Here is a 16,695-nt window from a genome sequence, read left to right as displayed (position 1 = left end):
CGCCCACCGGCTGACACGCCCGCCGCCCACCGCCCATCGGCGGTTCGGGCGCGGACGGCGTCAGGCCGTGGCGAGCGTGTCGTTCGCCGGCGTGGCCACCGCGGTCTCGTCGTCGGCGATCTGCTGCAACTCGGCGGCCTCGGCGGCCTGCTCGCGGCGGTAGGCGCGGACGGACCAGACGATCGCGGCGACCCAGACGAGGGCGACGACCAGCAGGATCGCCGCCTCGGCCGGGGTGCCCTTCAGCCCCACGGCCTCGGACCGGATGATCGTGCGGGTGTTGGTGAGCACGATCAGGCCACCGACGGCCGAACCGAGGATGCGCGGCGGGATGATCCGCACCAGCCACGCGGCGATCGGCGCGGCGATCAGGCCGCCGATCAGCAGGGCGAGCACCCACCCGAAGTCAATGCCCTGCGAGCCGAGCGAGAACAGGAAGCCCAGGGACGCGGCGATCGCGACGAGGAACTCGGACGTGTCGATCGAGCCGATGACCTTGCGCGGCTCCATCCGGCCGGACGCGAGCAGCGCCGGCGTGCCGACCGGGCCCCAGCCGCCGCCACCGGTCGCGTCGACGAAGCCGGCGAACAGGCCGAGCGGCGCGAGGAAGCGCTTGCGCACGGGCAGGCCGAGCCGGTCCTTGCGCAGGCCCTTGAACGTGAACCGGATGAGGATGTACGTGCCGAGCGCCAGCAGGATGCCGGACATCACGGGTGCGGCGGCGTCGGTCGCGAGCCGGGCGAGGACGGTCGCGCCGAGGAACGAGCCGATCGCGCCGGGCACGCCGACCCGCCAGACGACCTTCCAGTCGACGTTCCCGAACTTCCAGTGCGAGACGCCGGACGCGAGCGTCGTGCCGATCTCGGCCAGGTGCACCGTCGCCGACGCTGCGGCGGGGTTGGTGCCGATCGCCAGGAGGAGCGTCGTCGAGGTCACCCCGTACGCCATGCCGAGCGCGCCGTCGACGAGCTGGGCGGCGAGGCCGACGACGGCCAGGAGGAGGAGCTGGGGCATCGGGCAGCCTCACGATCGGCGGAACAAGATTTCCCGATAATCCCGACCGGTTGACTTGTTTATCAACCCGCGTCCACGATCTGAGACGGATCAGCGTCCGTCACGTCGGCTCAGGGGTTCTCCCACGCGTCGGCCCGGCCGAGCATGGAACGGACCGACGTCGGCAGCTCGCCGCCGACGAGGTCGGCCAACGTCACCTCGTCGAGCACGTCCCGGACGCTGACCCGCAGCGCGACCCAGACGTCCAGCAGCGACGCCGCCGAGCCCTCGTAGGTGAGCGACGGCGGACGCTCGTCGCGAACGGTGACGAGCGGACCCTCGACCGCACGCATGACGTCGGCGAGCGTGATCTCCGCCGCCGAGCGCGCCAGGCGGTAGCCGCCGGACCGGCCGCGCACGCTCACGACGACACCCCCGCGGCGCAGGTCCGCCAGGATCCGCTCGAGGAAGCTCGTCGGAAGGCCCTGGCCCTGCGCGAGCGTCTCGACGGCGACGGGCTCACCGCGGCCGGTCGCGTCCGCCAACGCGAGCTCGGCGCACGCCCGCACCGCATAGTCCGCCTTGGCCGAGATCCGCATGGCGCCCATTGTTCCCCACGCGACGACGCTCGTCGGCACGGCCCTCCACCGTCCCGACGAGCGTCGCGTCCACCGTCACGACGACGAGGGCGCAGGCAGCCTTCCGACGAGCAGGTCCGCGAGCGACACGGCGTCGAGCACGTCGTGCAGGCGGTCGTCGACGGCACCCCACAGTGACGGCACGTGCTGCGCGACGCCGGTGTAGTCGAGCGTGTCCGGCGCGGCCGCCCGCACCGTGACGAACGGCCCCTCCAGATCGCTGACCACGTCACCGACGCGGATCGTCGCGGCGGGCCGCGCGAGCTGGTAGCCCCCGCCCACCCCGCGCTTGCCGACGACGAACCCGTGCTTGCGCAGCTCGTTGAGGATCCCCTCGGCGTACCCGCGCGGCAGGTCCTGCTCGACGCTCAGCGTCTCGACCGTGACGAGCGCCGGTGCATGCTCGGCCAGCAGCAGCAGGGCGCGGACGGCGTAGTCCACCTTCGCGGAGACGTGCACGACGGCCTCAGGCCGCCGCGCGCACGACGAGCGCGCGCAGCCAGACGACGGCGCCGACCTGCAACCCGAGCTCGTCGACCTGGACGCGGTTGAGCTGCACCCACGGCGTCGAGCCGTCCGCCGCGAGCGTCTCCGCCCTGACCTCGTACCCCACGCGCAGGAGCTTGGTCACGGTGACCTCGACCGCCCCGGCGCGCTCGTCGAGAAGCACCTCGACGTCGTGCGGGCGCACGAGCTCGCCCGCGAGGCGCGTGACCGGACCGAGGAAGGACATGACGAAGTCGTTGGCCGGTCGGTCGTACAGGTCGCCCGGCGAGCCGACCTGCTCGATGCGGCCCTCGTTGATGACGACGATCTCGTCGGCCACCTCGAGCGCCTCCTCCTGGTCGTGCGTGACGAACAGGGTGGTGACGTGGACCTCGTCGTGCAGGCGGCGCAACCAGTCGCGCAGCTCCTTGCGGACCTTGGCGTCGAGCGCGCCGAACGGCTCGTCGAGCAGGAGGACCTCGGGCTCGACCGCGAGCGCGCGGGCCAACGCCATGCGCTGGCGCTGACCGCCCGAGAGCTGTGACGGCAGGCGGTCGGCGAACTGCTCGAGGTGCACCAGCTCGAGGAGCTCCTGCACCTTCTCGGCGACCTCGTTCTTGGGACGCTTGCGGATCTCGAGCCCGAACGCGACGTTGCGCGCCGTGGTCAGGTGCTTGAACGCCGCGTAGTGCTGGAAGACGAAGCCCACCGAGCGCCGCTGCGGCGGCAGGAACGTCGCGTCCTGGCCCGCGATCTCGACCGTGCCGCGGTCCGGGTAGTCCAGGCCGGCGATGATGCGCAGCAGCGTCGACTTCCCGCCGCCGGACGGGCCGAGCAGCGCGGTCAGCCCGCCGGGCTTGACCTCCAGGTCCACGTCGTCGAGCGCGACGAAGTCGCCGAACTTGCGGTGCACGCCCCGCACGACGATCCCCGACGGCTCACCCGAACGTCCGCCGGACCGTCCCGGATGCTGGCTCATGACCTGTCCTCCTTGGGCCGCAACGCGGCGATGACGACGATCAGCACGACGGCGATCGCCATGAGAACGAACGCAGCGGCGAAGGCCTGCTGCTGGGCTTGCGCGCCGAACTCCTGGTACGAGTCGTTGACGTAGAGCGTGAGGGTCTGGGACACGCCCGCGACCGAGCCGGACACGACACGGACCGCTCCGAACTCACCCATCGACCGCGCCAGGCTGAGCGCGACGCCGTACGCCAGCGCCCACTTGATCGTCGGGAGCGTGATACGCCAGAACCGCTGCCACGGACCCGCGCCGAGCGACTGCGCCGCCTGCTCCTGCTCGATGCCGGCCTCCTCGAGCGTCGGCACGATCTCCCGCAGCACGAGAGGCAGCGAGACCAGGACCGTCGCGAGCACCATGCCCGGCACGGCGAAGATGACCCGGAAGCCCGCGTCCTCGAGCGCGCCGCCGAACCACCCGTACGAGCCGTACACGAGGATCAGCGCGACGCCGACGACGATCGGGGAGATCGACACCGGCAGGTCGATGACCGCCGAGATGAATCGGCGGCCCCGGAACCGGTAGCGCACCAGCAGCAACGACATCCCGACGCCGAACACCGTGTTGATGGTCACGGCGATGCCCGCCACGATGGCCGTCAGGCGCAGCGCCGCGAGGAAGTCCTCGGACGTGATGACCTCGATCACAGGTGCGAGGCCGTCGGCGAACGTGTGCTGGACGACCGACGCGACCGGCAGTGCGACGAGGCCGGTCACGTACAGCACCGCGATCGTGCGCAGCACCCACGTGGTACGGGTCCGACGACGACGCGCGCGCCGCACCTGCGGCGCCACACCCTCGTCGGATCCGCGGCCGCGGCCGTTCCTCGGCGACCTCGTCGGGGCTTCGGGTTCCAGGACGTCAACCACGGCGGGCCGTCCGGCGCTGGATGACGTCGAGCATCACGAGCACGACGACGGCGACGCCGAGCAGCAGGGTCGCGACGGCCGCGGCGGCCACCGGCTCCTGCGACTCGATCATCTTGAGGATGTACGACGAGGACACCTGGGTCTTCCCGATCAGGTTGGCGGAGATGAGGATCACGGAGCCGAACTCGCCGAGCGCACGCGCGAAGCTGAGCGCGGCGCCGGAGACCACGGCGGGCGTGATCGTCGGGAGGATGACGCGACGGAAGATCACGAAACCCGAGGCGCCGAGCGAGGCCGCGGCCTGCTCGACCTCGCGGTCCGCGTCGATCAGCACGGGCTGCACCGAGCGCACGACGAACGGCAGCGTGACGAACAGCAGCGCCAGCACCACGCCCGCCTGCGTCCCGACGAGGTTGATCCCGAACGGCCCGCCCGGCCCGTACAACGTGATGAGCACCAGGCCCGCGACGATCGTCGGGAGCGCGAACGGGATGTCGATGATGACCTCGAGGATCCGCTTGCCCGGGAACTGGTCACGGACCAGCACCCAGGCGATCAACGTCCCGATCACGGCGTTGACGAGCGTGACGAGCGCGGCCGCCCCGACCGTGAAGCGGATCGCCGCGAGGGCCTCCGGGTCGGTGATCGCTTCCCAGAACCCCGCGATCCCGTCCTCGAACGCCGTCGAGACGATCGCCGCGATCGGCAGCAGCACGAGCAGGCTGAGCCACAGCACGCCGATCCCGAGACCGAGACCGGCCCCGCGTGTCAGCTCGCCGGGGCGACGCCCCCGCCCGCGGGCGGTGGGCGTCGCCCGGTCGACCTGTGCGACGAGCGACACGTCAGCCCCGCAGCTGCGTCACGAGGCCGTCTTCCTTGCCGAACAGCTCGTCGTTCACGACGCTCCATCCGCCGAGGTCCTCGACCGTCCAGATCCTGGCCGGCGCGGGGAACGGGTCGGACGGGTCGTTCGCGCCCACGACGTCCGCGGTCGGCTCGACGCCGAACGGCGAGCGGAAGCCGTGCGCCACGAGGATCTGCTGACCCTCGTCGGACCGGACGAAGGTGAGGAAGTCCTTGGCCTGCTGCGCTGCGTCCGTCGTCGTGGCGGCCGGGTTCTCGATGAGGAACGTCGAGTCCGGGACCACGTAGTCGAGCTCGACGTCCGCGGCGCGGGCGGCGATCGCCTCGTTCTCGTAGGAGATGAGCACGTCGCCGGTGCCCTTGACGAACGCGTCCGTCGCGGTGCGGCCCGAGTCGTTCCAGCTCACGACGTGGTCGATGAACTGCTGCAGGTACGCCTCGGCGGCGGCCTTGTCGTTGTTGTCGCCGAGCCCGTGCGTGTACGCGCCGAGCAGGTTCCACTTCGCGGAGCCCGACGTCCCGGGGTCCGCCGTGACGATGCCGACGCCGTCCTTGACGATGTCGTCCCAGCCCTGGATGTTCTTCGGGTTGCCCTTGCGGACCGCGATCACGACGACCGAGTCGGACACGATGCCCTTCTGCGGGTCCGTGTTCCAGTCCTCCGGGATCAGGCCCTCCTTGACGATGTTGTCGACGTCCGGCGTCAGCGACAGCGCGACGAGGTCGGCGTCCTGGCCGGCGATCACGGCGCGGCTCTGGGCGCCGCTGGCGCCGAACGAGCCCTTGACCGTGACGCCCGCGCCGGCGTCCGTCTGCGCGAACCCTGCCGCGAGGTCGTCGTACGCGGCCTGGATGACGGCGAAGCCGACGAGGTCGATCGACGTCTCCTCGACGGGCGCCTCGCTCGCGGGCGCCTCGGACGAGCCGGCCGTCTGCGTCGAGCCGGTGCCCGGGTCGTCGGACGAGCTGCACCCGGTCACCGCCAGCAGCGACGCGGCGGCGAGGACGGCGGCCAGGCGTGAGGACCGGCGGGTGAAGGTGAACTTCATGGTCGGGGCGCTCCCAGTGCGACGGCGGGGCTCGGCCTATTCCGAGTTACCCGATCAGAACACTCGGAACAGTAGGGACGAGTGCGCGTCCTGTCCATACCCAACCAATCCTGTCTTGATTCGTGGACACTCCTGATCTGCGGCGACCGCGGGGGGCGCGTGGGCGTTGCCCGATTCGTCACGGTTGGACTATAGTCGAACACGTGTTCGAATCATGCGTCGTCGACGAGGGTGCGGGGCGGGATCTCGCTCCTGCCTCCGTTGCGCTCGACGAGGAGGGGCGCGCACTCGGCCGGCTCGCGGCCGTCGCGGACGAGCTGGTCGGGCTCGTCGGTTCGGTCGACCGGGCGGACACGTGGTCCGTGGGTGCGCGGGCTCGGGCTCTTGCGGTGCTCGATCGGCTGCCCGCGCTCGTCGTCGGACTGCGTGCGCCTCTGCTCGTCGCGCAGCGTGAGGCTGCGGAGCGCCTCGGCAACGAACGCGAGCTCCTCGACCAGCGCGCCCGGGCGCTCGGAGCGTCGCGGTGGCGGGCGGAGCAGCAGGTGCGGTCCGCGCAGGCCTTGGCGGCGCTGCCGGACGTGCGCGCCGCGGTCCTGGGCGGTCACGTGCCCGAGCGCCACGTCGATGCACTCGCGCGCACCCTCGCGGGCGCATCGCAGACCGTCGCCGCGTTCCTGCGGTCGTCGGAGGGTCAGGCCGCGGTCGTCGAGCTCGCGCACGGCACCGACGACCGGACCTTCACGCGCGACCTCGCGGCACTCGTCGCGGGCTACGACCCCGCGCCGCTCGACGACGAACGGGAGCGCGGCCGGCGCGAGCGGTACCTCGTCCTCACGCACACGCCCGACGGCACGCATCTCAAGGGTCGGCTCGACCCGCTGGCCGGACAGGCGCTGCAGCGCGCGCTCGACGCCACAGGGCACCGGTCCGACGAGGACCGCACGCACGAGCAGGCCAACGCGGACGCGCTCGCCGCGCTCGCCGGCCACGCCCTGGGGCGCGGTTGGTCGCCGGCGGCGCAGAGCGGGTGCGGCGAGACGCCGCTCGCTGAGACCCGGCCGGATGAGAGTGCCCCTGCCGGCGCCGAGCCCGCGCCGGGCGCGCGGGGTCGGGAGGGCGCCGGCGGGGGTGACGGCGGTGTGGTGCCTGGTCTGGTCACGCCGGGCGTCGTGCCGCAGGTATGCCTGCTCGTCCCCGCGGAAGCGTGGCACGAGGTCCGTCGACGGCGGCAGGAGCTCGAGGCCGGGGAGACGTCCGTCGAGCTCCGGCCGCATCCTCCGGCGACGACGTCGGACGGCACGGTGCTCTCGCCGCACGAGCTGGCGACCGCGCTGTGCGACTGCGCGATGACACGGGTCGTGCTCGACGGGCGCGGGCTGCCGCTCGACGTCGGACGCGCGCGGCGGCACTTCACGCCCGCGCAGCGTCTGGCCGTCGTCGCGCGCGACCGGGCGTGCTCCTGGAACGGGTGCGGCACCGTGGCGTCCTGCTGCGAGGTCCACCACATCCGCTGGTGGGACCGGCACGGCGGTCCGAGCGACCTCGACAACGCCGTGCTTTTGTGCGGGTTCCACCACCATGAGGTGCACCGCCTCGACCTCGGGGTCGAGCGGCAGCTCCGCGCGCCGGCGACGACGTCGGGCACGAGCGTGCGGTCCGCGATGGTCTACACGTTCCGCGACGCCCTCGGCCGCCTCCGGAACGGTCCGCCCGGGCCGGCCGTCCAGCCGGACCGGGACGGTGCGCGATGACGGGCGGGACGCGACGACACGTCCCGGACGGATGTGAGCACCCGCCGCTACAGTCCGGCCATGGCTGCACTCGTCGTCGTGAGCTGCGTGACGATCAACGCGCGGGAGCCCGCGCGGCTGGCGGAGTTCTGGTCACGGCTGGTCGGCGGCACGCCCGTGGGGACCGGGAACGGCTACGTGCTCGTCGACCCCGGCGAGGGGCGCACCCGGCTGCTCTTCCAGCAGACCGACCGGCCGAACCTCGACCCTGGTTGGGTCCACCTGGACTGCAGCGTCGAGGACCGGGAGGCGACGGCGGCCGAGGTCGAGGCGCTCGGCGGTCGGCTGGTCGAGCGGCGGTCGGACAGCAACGGCAGCTGGATCGTCCTGGCCGACCCCGAGGGCAATCCCTTCTGCGTCTAGCGATCGGCGCGTTCGCCCCCGGGACGACCCGGCTACAGCGCGATCGTGTCCAGGTAGACCGTGCGGGGGGTGGTGGTCGTCGCACCCTGGAGGTTGGGCTGGTCGGGGTCGTCGGCGTCCATGAGCTCGACCTCCTCGACGAGCACGCGCCAGCGCTGCGACGCACCCGGCGTGCCGACGGGAACCCCGACCGCGGGCAGCTCGCCGGTCCAGGTGACCCTGAAGTCGAACTCGGTGCCGAAGCCCACCGCGGCGAGCCGGCGCGTCGCGACCGTGCGCCACTGCAGGTCGCTCGCGCCGGCATCGAGGGTCTGCAGGCTCGCGGTCATGACGCGCGTGAGGCGCAGCAGGTCGTCGAGCACCTGCGCCTGCCCGACGGGGGCGTCGGCGTCGATCTCGTCGGACGAGCGCGTCGCGCCCGGCTGGCCGCCGACCGTCGCGAGGCGACCGTCGCCGCGTCCGCGGGTCCGCAGGAACCCGACGGCGCCTGTGACGGTGACCCGGACGGCGCGCGGGTTCGGGCGGTTGACGGTCGTCGTACGGGTCGGCAGCGGCTGAGCCCACGAGGTGAGCCCGACGGGCGAGAGCGCGCAGCCGGCGATCGAGTCCGGCTGGAACCTCGCGACCGCGAGGCGGACGAACGGCCAGAGCTGCGGGCCGTCGTCGAGTGCGACGTCGACGTACCACTGCCCTCGGTCGGGGTGGTACTCGGGGCGGTAGCCGTAGACCTGCGCGTTCGGGGTGCCGGCGACGTCGACGAGCGGGTACGTGGACGGCAGCGCGACGGGGCGAGCGGTGCGGTCCGGCACCCAGCCGCCCCCGGACAGTGCGGCCGCGAGCAGGTGCGCGGGCTCGACGAGCGGCGGCCTCGTGCCGTCGGCGACCTGAGCGCCCTGCACGATCGGGTCCCGGCCCCACAGGCTGATGGCGTCGGACGGCGGGTTGCCGCCGGCGGCGATCAGCACGGCCAGCAGCTCGCCGTCGCCCGAGGAGAACCACGGCCGCCGCAGCCAGATCCGCACGCCCGAACGGCGCACACGTCGCAGCGCGAACGGCTGGTCGGGCTCGGTACCCGTCTCCCAGCGCAGCAGCGGCACGGTGTCGACGATCTCCGCACCCGCGGGACGGGCCGACGACGCGACCGTGAGCGTGCGCGGGGCGCCGGCGAGAGCCGGGGACTCCGGGTCCGGGACGTCGGCCGCCGGGAAGAACTCCGCGTATCGGGTCGGCCCGCTCGGCGTGTAGGTGACGTCGCGGTGATGGGTGTCGGTGAAGGTCTGGATCGCCCGGTGCACGCCCATCCCGGCGGCGCCGAACGCGTCGGTCGGGTTCGGCGTGTGGTCGACCATCCAGAGCAGCCCGAGCTCCTCGCCGCCCCACACGGGCGAGTTCACGACGACGTCGGTGCGGTCCACCTGCACCGGTCCGGGCGTCGCGACGTCGTCGACCCACTCGCGCCACGACGCGCGCACGACGAGGCGGTCGGTGCTGGGTCCGTGCACGTCGACGATCCCGCCCAGCAGGGCCACCGGCAGACCCGGCGGCCGCAGCAGCACGCGCAGGTCGACGAGCTCGGGCGCGCGCACGGGCTTCGGGACGGCGTGCACCAGGCGCAGGTCGGCGGACGGCGTCAGCCACCACGTCCAGCCGGCCACAGCGGCACGCAGCAGGATCGCCGCGGCGATCACCTCGTCCTCGGACGCCTGGCCGTCGCCGTCGGGGTCGATCGTGCTCGCCAGGTGCGAGCGCCACAACCCGAAGTCCGCGAGGTCCTGCGAACGCAGCGACGACGAGATCGCGACGCGGACCTGCTCGCCGGGCGGCACGGTGATCCGCAGCCTGCGGCCGGACAGTCGCGCCGAGAGCGTCGGCCCGCCGGTGAGCACGATCCGCAGCGGCCCGAGCTGCGGCCATGCACCCGGGAACGGCAGCACGACGGCCTGCAGCACCCGCGGCTCGGGCAGCAGGTGCGGGTCGCCCGCGTCGTAGAACACGAGCGCGATCCCCGCGGCGTGCGGGTCGGGCAGGTACGGGAGCGTGAGCAGGTCGGTGTCGTGCACGACGTACTGACCCTCACCGAGCGGCGTGTCCCGCTGCGCGGCGATGTCGTCGAGCGTGACGGCGGTGTCGGGGTTGGCGCCCGGCCGCGAGCGCAACGCGATCCCCGGCTGCTGGTGGCTGCCGTTGGCGTTGGTGAGGCTGGGTCGCCGCTTGTCGAGGAGCGTGCCGCGCTCGGCGAGCGCGATCGCGTACTGCTTCTTCTGCGCGGCGGCGCTCGTCGAGCCGATCGCGGCGTCGAACCGGGCATCCGTCTCGGCCTCGAGCTGGGTCGCCTTGGGCGGCAGGACGTGGCGCTCGCTCGTCTTGGCGCCGTCGGGGTGTCCGTTCGGCAGGCCGGTCCGCACGACGAGCCGGGAGAGCTGCTCGCCGGTGCCGAGCGTGTCGCGGGCGACGAGGGCGGGCGGCGGCACCGGCGTCCAGCGCAGGTAGGGGCGCGGCGCGGTCACGATCGGTCGCGCTCCCGCCCGCACGTCGCCGGGCACCGCGAGGTCGGGGACGGCCGCGAGGTCGGCGAACGCGGCGGGGTCGATCGCGAGCTGCGGGCGCACGCGCCACGAGGAGGCGCCCTCGGCGAGCGTGCGCGACGCGGCGGCGACGCGGCGGAAGGCGGCCGCGGCCTGCTCCCCGGCGAGCACCGTGACGGGTTCGGTCACGCCCGGGCCGGACTTCGCGGCTGCCGTGCGCAGCAGGGTCGCCGAGCGCAGCGCGGCCGACGTGAGGCGGGCCCCGACCGCGGCGTCGAGCGTGACGTCGCCGGTGCGGAACGCCTTCGGTACGGCCGCCGCGAGCTGCTCGCGGGTCGCCGCGGCCGGCGTCGCGTCGGAGACCCGCTGCGCGGCGCGGGTGAGCCACGCGGCATCGGCCGCCGCGGTGGCGCTCTCGTCGCGCCCCGGTGCCGGCGGTCCGTCCGCACCGTCGTCGAACGTGGGCAGTGCCGCCAGGACGTCGGCGCGCACGGCGGCCAGCAGGCCGTTCTCGTCCCGCCTGCGGTACACGTCGGCCAGGTGAGCCAGGTGCGCGGTGGCCGCGGCGACCGCCGCCGGGGACGCAGCCGGGGCGGGCGCGGGCGAGAGGGTCGTGACGCGGGGCACCGAGTCGCCCGCGAGGTCCACCCCGACCAGGCGGAACGAGTAGGAGGTCCCCCACCGCAGCCGGGGCAGCGAACCGGGCTGCGCGCGCGTGGTCACGTGCACGCCGGAGACCTCGGCGTCCTCGGGCGTGGGTGTCGGCGGGTGCTGCTCGTCGACGATCACGCGCCCAGGCCGCGGCGCGGACAGGCTCCAGCCGTCCCAGCCGGCGACGACCTCGTGCAGGTAGTAGGGGTTGGCGGGATTGCCCGGCACGCGGTTCAGGCCCGAGAGCTGCAGGTAGCCGACGTCCGGAGCGTCCGTGAGCACGGGGTGCGGGCCGGTGCCGTCGTGCGGGTCCGCGGTGACGTCGACCCGCCTCTCGTGCAGGCTGTGCCACGTGCCGCTGCGGTCGTCCCACACCTCGAGCCGCATGCCACGCACCAGGTCGTCGTAGGTGAGGAGCGGGCCGGCCACGCCGGGCGCGTCGTCGGGGCTCGTCATGTCCTCGGAACGCTGGACACGCTCGCGCGTCGCGTCGACACGGTCGGTCCGGGCGATCGCGAACCCGCTGGTGCGCAGCGTGCCGGGCGCCGACGTCGTCGTGTCGCCGTTCGTCTCACTCGCCGCGAGCTGCAGGTACGAGCGCAGGTGCTGGTCGAGCTTGAGGCCGCTCGCGTCCGGGTCGAGGTCGAGCACCACGTACCCGTCGTCGCCCAGCGGCACGGCGCCGCCCACCCACGCGTCCGACGAGACCGCGTCGAACCGGTCCCCGCTCACGACGACCCGGGTGCGCGGCGGCGCGACGCGGGTCAGCTTGACGCCGGCCGCCGGGGTGAACCGCACGGCGACCCAACGGGCCTTCGCGAGCGCCGCCCGCGCGTCGGCGTCCTCGATGCGCAGGTCGACGGCCAGGCCCAGCGGTCGCAGGACGGCCGGGGTGTCGGCCAGGTGCGCGGCGCGCTGGTGGAAGTCCGGCGACGGCTTCGTCGGCCGGGGCAGGGTCGCGCCGTTCTTGGGGTGCTTGCGGTACGGGGTCTGCTCCTCCGGCCGGTCGTAGTAACGGCGGGTGGCGTGCGCGTCCGCGAGCATCTGCAGCGCGGGGTTGCCGGAGTTGTCGACGCCCAGGGCGCCGTCGAGCAGCTTCGTCGTGCGCTCGTCGACGCCTTCGTCGTCGAGGAGCAGCTCGATCGCGGAACGGGTGGGCTCGATGCGGGTCTGGTAGCCCTCGCGGCCCTTGCTGATGCCGAGCGTGCTGGCCGCCTCCGACGAGCGTCGCGCGAGCAGCTGTGCGCGGCGGCCTTCGTGCTGCGCAGCAAGCTCGAGGAGCTGGCCGTACGACCGGGAGGTCTGCCCGAGGATCCCGAGGAAGCTCTTGACCACGGGGCTCGTCAGCACGGGCGGGCGGGTCGTCGGGTTCGCGACGAGCGACATCAGGTGCAGGTCGATCGCGTGGTCGGGCAGCCGGTGCGCGGGGTAGCTGTTCCACTGCGCGCCCGAGACGTCCGGCGCCGGGTACCCGGTCACCCGGGTCTTCGGCGGGAACACGGCCACCCACGCGGCGTCGTCGGGCACGGACACCACCGTCAACGGGATCGGGTCAGGTACGGCGTCGGTGAGCAGCTCGAGCGTGCCGTCGCGCAGCGTCGCGGTCCAGTGGCGGGCGGGCGGGAACTTGGCGAGCGTGGTGTCGGTCGCGGTCTCGAGCTTGTGCGTGACGTAGGCCGTGAGGTGCACGGGCGCCGCCGCGGAGAGCGTGTGCGGCAGTGCCGTCATCAGGACGCGGGTCGTGGGCACGTCGGCTCCTCAGGCGGGCAGAGGCGCGAACGCCTCGCAGTAGGCGGACCAGTCGGCGTTCGTGCCGTCGGGTGCGGGTGGCAGGACGTCCTTGAGCGTCGGGTCACCCTTGGAGCCGGCGAGCTTCTTCTCGACCGTGATCTCCACCGAGGCGGAGAAGAACAGCACCTCGACCTCGACGACGAGGGAGGCCTTCCCGACGAGCTTGCCCGTCTCGAAGTGGTACGTCAGGGACAGCTCGAGCGTGATGGACGCCGAGATGAGGCCGAGGACGTCGACCTCGCCGCGGATGCGGAAGTACGCGGTGAGCAGGCCCTTCTCGGCCTCCATCCGGATGTACACGCCGACGGCGATCGAGACGGAGCCGGACGCGACGCCGAGGTCGATGGACAGGCACGCGGTCGCCTCGAGGCCGACCTCGAGCAGCACCATGCCCTTGGGCGAGACCCGCAGCTCGACCCAGCCGCCGCCGCCGATGCACATCACCGTCAGCCGGAACGGCGAGTCCTTGGAGCAGAAGTGGAAGCCGACCGTGACGGCGTCACCCAGGAACGGGACGCGCGCGTCGGCACCGAGCGAGATGTTCTCGAGCGCGAACACGCCGATCGCGACGCTCGGCAACGCGACGTCGAAGCCGGCCGTCACTCCCTCGGGCGAGACGTCGACGTACGGCGGGTCGGCGAACCCGTCGAACGGGATCATCCGGCGCAGCGTCTCGATGAACTCGAGGCAGCCGAGGAACTCGATGCCGCCGAACACGACGTCGACCTCGACCTTGCCGGCCGACGACGCCCGGAACCCGATGCGCTGGAACGTCAGCCCCATCAGCGGGGCGCCCGGCAGCAGGACCAGCGCGAAGTCGGCGAACTCGGCGGCGATGTCGACACTCGGTGTCGAGTCGGCGCTCGCGCGGACCTCGATCGCCAGGCGCAGCCCGCGCTTGTCGTTGATCTTGAGCACCGGCTTGGCCTCGGAGGGCCACGACGCGATCTGCGGCCGCCACTCGAAGCGGGCCGTGACACCGACATCGGGCGACAGCAGGCTCTCGGCGAACGCCTGCAGCGCCTGGAGCGTGTCCGCGGCGGCCTCGAGCGACTTGAGGACCTTCGCCGGGCGCTCCAGCTCGGCGCGGACGACGGCGGGGATCTGCGGTGCGCCGATCGCTGTCAGCAGGTCGTCGACCGCGTCCGCGACCTGCGTGAGCGCGGTGGTGACCGACGTGATCGCCGTCGGGACGTCGGGCGCGTCGGGCAGCGCCTCGACGGTGTCGACGAGGTGCGTCAGCGCGGTGACCAGCGGCGTCACGGCCGCTTCGAGCGCGTTCTTGGCCGCCTCGATCGCGCCGGCGGCGCCGTCGTGCGCGGCACCCGCGAGCTCCTTGGCCATGCGTGGGCCGGACTGCTCGGCCGCCTGGCGCAGCCGGTCCGCGGCCGACACGATCTGGCTGACGGTGTCGAGCGCCTCGGTGACGAAGTCCGGGGCGTCGTCGAGCCCGAGGCCGATCGCCTCGAGGATGTCGAGCAGGCTGAACAGGCCGAACAGCTTCGGGAACGCGTCGTCGAGGAACTTCTCGGGGTCGAACTTGCCTTCCTTGAGACCGGACCCGGGCGACGAGCCGTCCTCGCCGACCGCCCCGAGCGAGCGCGAGAGGCCGCGCACGACGAGGTTCGGCGCGAGGAACCCGCCGGAGCGGTCCGACCCGCCGGAGAAGTCGACCGCCGGCGGCGGCCCGGCGAGTGCGAGGAACACCTGCCCGCCGTTGGCGCCGTCGAACCCGTCGTCGCCCGACGAGAGGAACTGCGGCGAGTACACGAGGTCGACGCCCGGGGCCGACGGCGCGAGGTGCCGCATCGACGGGACCACGGCGTTGACCTGCACGAGCCGCGGCTGCGACGTGAACTGAGCGGCCTGCACGGTCGCGGTGAACTCGAGCTCGTTGAGGTCGAGCGCGGTGTCGCCGGGCGTCGCCTCGACGGCGAGCGAGACGTTCTGCCCGCGCGCGTCGATGGTGCGCACGGGGGCGTAGGCGGTCTCGGCGTCGGCCTGGATCGTCGGGCTCGACAGGATCGCGGACGGGACGAACGTCAACGGGGCTGAGTACGTCGATACCTTGCCCGCCCGGTCCGTGGTGACGAGCGTGAACGCGAAGTTCTGACCGTCCCGCTTCGGTACGAACGGCTTGGTCAGCGGGCCCGGGTCGTCGAGGTTCGGCGTGACGATCGGCTCGAGCGTGACCTGCGCGAGCGGGCTGTCGTGCCCGCCGAACAGGCGGGTCGGCTGCCGCACGATGATGAACTGGCGCTGCCAGAGGAACGCGGTCGAAGGTCCGCGGCTCTTGATCTTGCGCTCAGTGACCGTGACCCACACGCACTTGTGGCCGAACGGGAACAGGAACCCGGGTTCCTCGACGCGGACGTAGGTGTCGCGCCCCATCACGGCCTGGTGCTTGTACAGCGTGACCATCGCCGTGCCCGACGGCGGGTTCGCGATGTCGGCCTCGACCCAGGTGCCGGTCCAGTCGATCCACGCACCCAGGCTCGACAGCGCCAGGCGCTTGACCGGGATCGGCACGGGCGCCTTCGGCAAGCGCACGTCGGCGGACTGCCGCACGACGGCCCGGCGGTGCGGGGGCTTGAGCGACTGCGGCGCGATCGCCGGCGGATCGGTCAGCGCGCCCGCGTCGGCCGGCGTGAGGTCCCGCGTCCAGATCGCGCGGACGATCCGCTGGGACTCGTTCGCCTCGTCGTGCCCGACGAACGCGCCCGACGAGTCCTCGACGCGCACGCTGAGGTGAGTGCGGAACAGCTCGACGCGCGTGCCGTCGGCGGTGTCGCGCACCGGCTCGGTCGGGTGCAGGAACGCGCCTCGCGCCGAGGGCGAGATCGTCAGCCGGTAGGGCGCCTCGATCGACGTCTCGTCGTCACGGGGGGCCCGCGGGACCTGGGTGCGCGGCACGACGACGACGGGCGGTCCGGGCTGCGGCACGACGATCACCGGCGGCGGCGCGGCGATCGGCGACGGACGCGGTTCCGCGACCCGGGCGGCGTCGAGGATCGCCCCGAGCTCGGCGTCACTGACCACCCCGCGCAGCGTGCCGCGCACCGTGCGGACGGCCTGCGCGTGCTGCAGCACGCGAGCCGCGGGCGCATCGAGGCGGGTCGAGGCGTGCGCGGCGGAGCGGTCGCCGAGCACGAGGTCGGCGAGCGAGCCGGCGTCCGCGACCGCGGCGCGCGCGCCCTCGAAGACGAACGGCGGACCCGGCAGCGGCGTGATGATCACGGGCGCCGGTGTGGCGAGCGGCGCTACCTTGAGCCGCAGCGTCGGGATCGCGCCGAGGATCCCGCTGAGCGTGAACGGGATCGACGTGCCCTGCGGCACCTCGAGCACGAGGCGCGACGGCTCGGCGATCCGGTGGCCCATGACGCGCGCCGTGTTCTCGGGGTCGGACTCCGGCACCGCCTGCTCGCCCACGTGCTGCGGCGGCAGGTGCACGACGAGCGTCGCGCCGGTTCCCGCGGCGACGAGCATCGTCCCGGCGGCGGTCTCGTCGAGGCGGCAGCCGGGTGCGGTGATGCGCGCGACGACCAGGTCGTCGGCGCGCAGGAGCCGGACGTCGATCTCGTCCGCGAGCGGGCGTGCAGGCACGATGACCCCCTGACTGCGGGTGTGACGGCCGTCACACGTACGAGTGACGCTA

Annotated in this window: 11 protein-coding genes and 1 pseudogene; 2 read left to right on the top strand and 10 right to left on the bottom strand. The window is 73.2% G+C overall.

The window, feature by feature from the left end; translation table 11 throughout:
• Positions 1-60: 60 nt before the first annotated feature.
• From CCO02nite_RS13370 to CCO02nite_RS13340, 8 genes and pseudogenes are all read right to left on the bottom strand, one after another.
• On the bottom strand, positions 61-1,014 hold the full coding sequence (locus CCO02nite_RS13370; RefSeq protein WP_146843651.1) for a sulfite exporter TauE/SafE family protein: 954 nt from the start codon (positions 1,012-1,014) through the stop codon (positions 61-63).
• 110 nt (positions 1,015-1,124) lie between these two features.
• The gene (locus CCO02nite_RS13365; protein ID WP_146843650.1) at positions 1,125-1,592 is read right to left on the bottom strand and encodes an RrF2 family transcriptional regulator; all 468 of its coding nucleotides are present in this window, start codon (positions 1,590-1,592) and stop codon (positions 1,125-1,127) included.
• Positions 1,593-1,667: 75 nt separating this feature from the next.
• Positions 1,668-2,090, bottom strand: a complete 423-nt coding sequence (locus CCO02nite_RS13360; protein ID WP_146843649.1) for an RrF2 family transcriptional regulator — start codon at positions 2,088-2,090, stop codon at positions 1,668-1,670.
• A gap of 7 nt (positions 2,091-2,097) precedes the next feature.
• The gene (locus CCO02nite_RS16410; protein WP_443092614.1) at positions 2,098-2,364 is read right to left on the bottom strand and encodes a TOBE-like domain-containing protein; all 267 of its coding nucleotides are present in this window, start codon (positions 2,362-2,364) and stop codon (positions 2,098-2,100) included.
• Between the two features lie 30 nt (positions 2,365-2,394).
• Positions 2,395-3,096: pseudogene (locus CCO02nite_RS13355) on the bottom strand (sulfate/molybdate ABC transporter ATP-binding protein); the annotation flags it as partial.
• Complete coding sequence (locus CCO02nite_RS13350; RefSeq protein ID WP_281284607.1) at positions 3,093-3,920, bottom strand: sulfate ABC transporter permease; 828 nt, start codon at positions 3,918-3,920, stop codon at positions 3,093-3,095. The pseudogene CCO02nite_RS13355 and the gene CCO02nite_RS13350, both read right to left, overlap by 4 nt.
• A 79-nt stretch (positions 3,921-3,999) precedes the next feature.
• The gene (cysT, locus tag CCO02nite_RS13345; RefSeq protein ID WP_146843646.1) at positions 4,000-4,848 is read right to left on the bottom strand and encodes a sulfate ABC transporter permease subunit CysT; all 849 of its coding nucleotides are present in this window, start codon (positions 4,846-4,848) and stop codon (positions 4,000-4,002) included.
• A gap of 1 nt (position 4,849) precedes the next feature.
• Entirely contained in the window at positions 4,850-5,920 is a 1,071-nt protein-coding gene (locus CCO02nite_RS13340) for a sulfate ABC transporter substrate-binding protein (protein WP_146843645.1), read from the bottom strand.
• A gap of 203 nt (positions 5,921-6,123) precedes the next feature.
• Here CCO02nite_RS13340 and CCO02nite_RS13335 point away from each other — a divergent pair, with 203 nt between their 5' ends.
• Both CCO02nite_RS13335 and CCO02nite_RS13330 read left to right on the top strand, forming a co-directional pair.
• Positions 6,124-7,671 carry an HNH endonuclease signature motif containing protein gene (locus CCO02nite_RS13335; protein ID WP_186812701.1) on the top strand — a complete coding sequence of 516 codons (1,548 nt, stop codon included), beginning with the start codon at positions 6,124-6,126 and terminating at the stop codon, positions 7,669-7,671.
• A gap of 60 nt (positions 7,672-7,731) precedes the next feature.
• Positions 7,732-8,073, top strand: coding sequence for a VOC family protein (locus tag CCO02nite_RS13330; RefSeq protein WP_146843643.1), 342 nt, complete (start codon positions 7,732-7,734; stop codon positions 8,071-8,073).
• Between the two features lie 32 nt (positions 8,074-8,105).
• Here CCO02nite_RS13330 and CCO02nite_RS13325 read toward each other — a convergent pair whose 3' ends face one another.
• Both CCO02nite_RS13325 and CCO02nite_RS13320 read right to left on the bottom strand, forming a co-directional pair.
• Positions 8,106-12,998 (bottom strand): hypothetical protein, encoded by a 4,893-nt coding sequence (locus CCO02nite_RS13325; protein ID WP_146843642.1) that lies wholly within the window; start codon positions 12,996-12,998, stop codon positions 8,106-8,108.
• Positions 12,999-13,007: 9 nt separating this feature from the next.
• Positions 13,008-16,643 (bottom strand): hypothetical protein, encoded by a 3,636-nt coding sequence (locus CCO02nite_RS13320; RefSeq protein ID WP_146843641.1) that lies wholly within the window; start codon positions 16,641-16,643, stop codon positions 13,008-13,010.
• Between the last annotated feature and the right edge of the window lie 52 nt (positions 16,644-16,695).

The sequence above is a fragment of the Cellulomonas composti genome (genome assembly GCF_007990245.1).
GTDB lineage: Bacteria > Actinomycetota > Actinomycetes > Actinomycetales > Cellulomonadaceae > Cellulomonas > Cellulomonas composti.
This window is presented reverse-complemented; position numbering and strand designations above follow the sequence as displayed.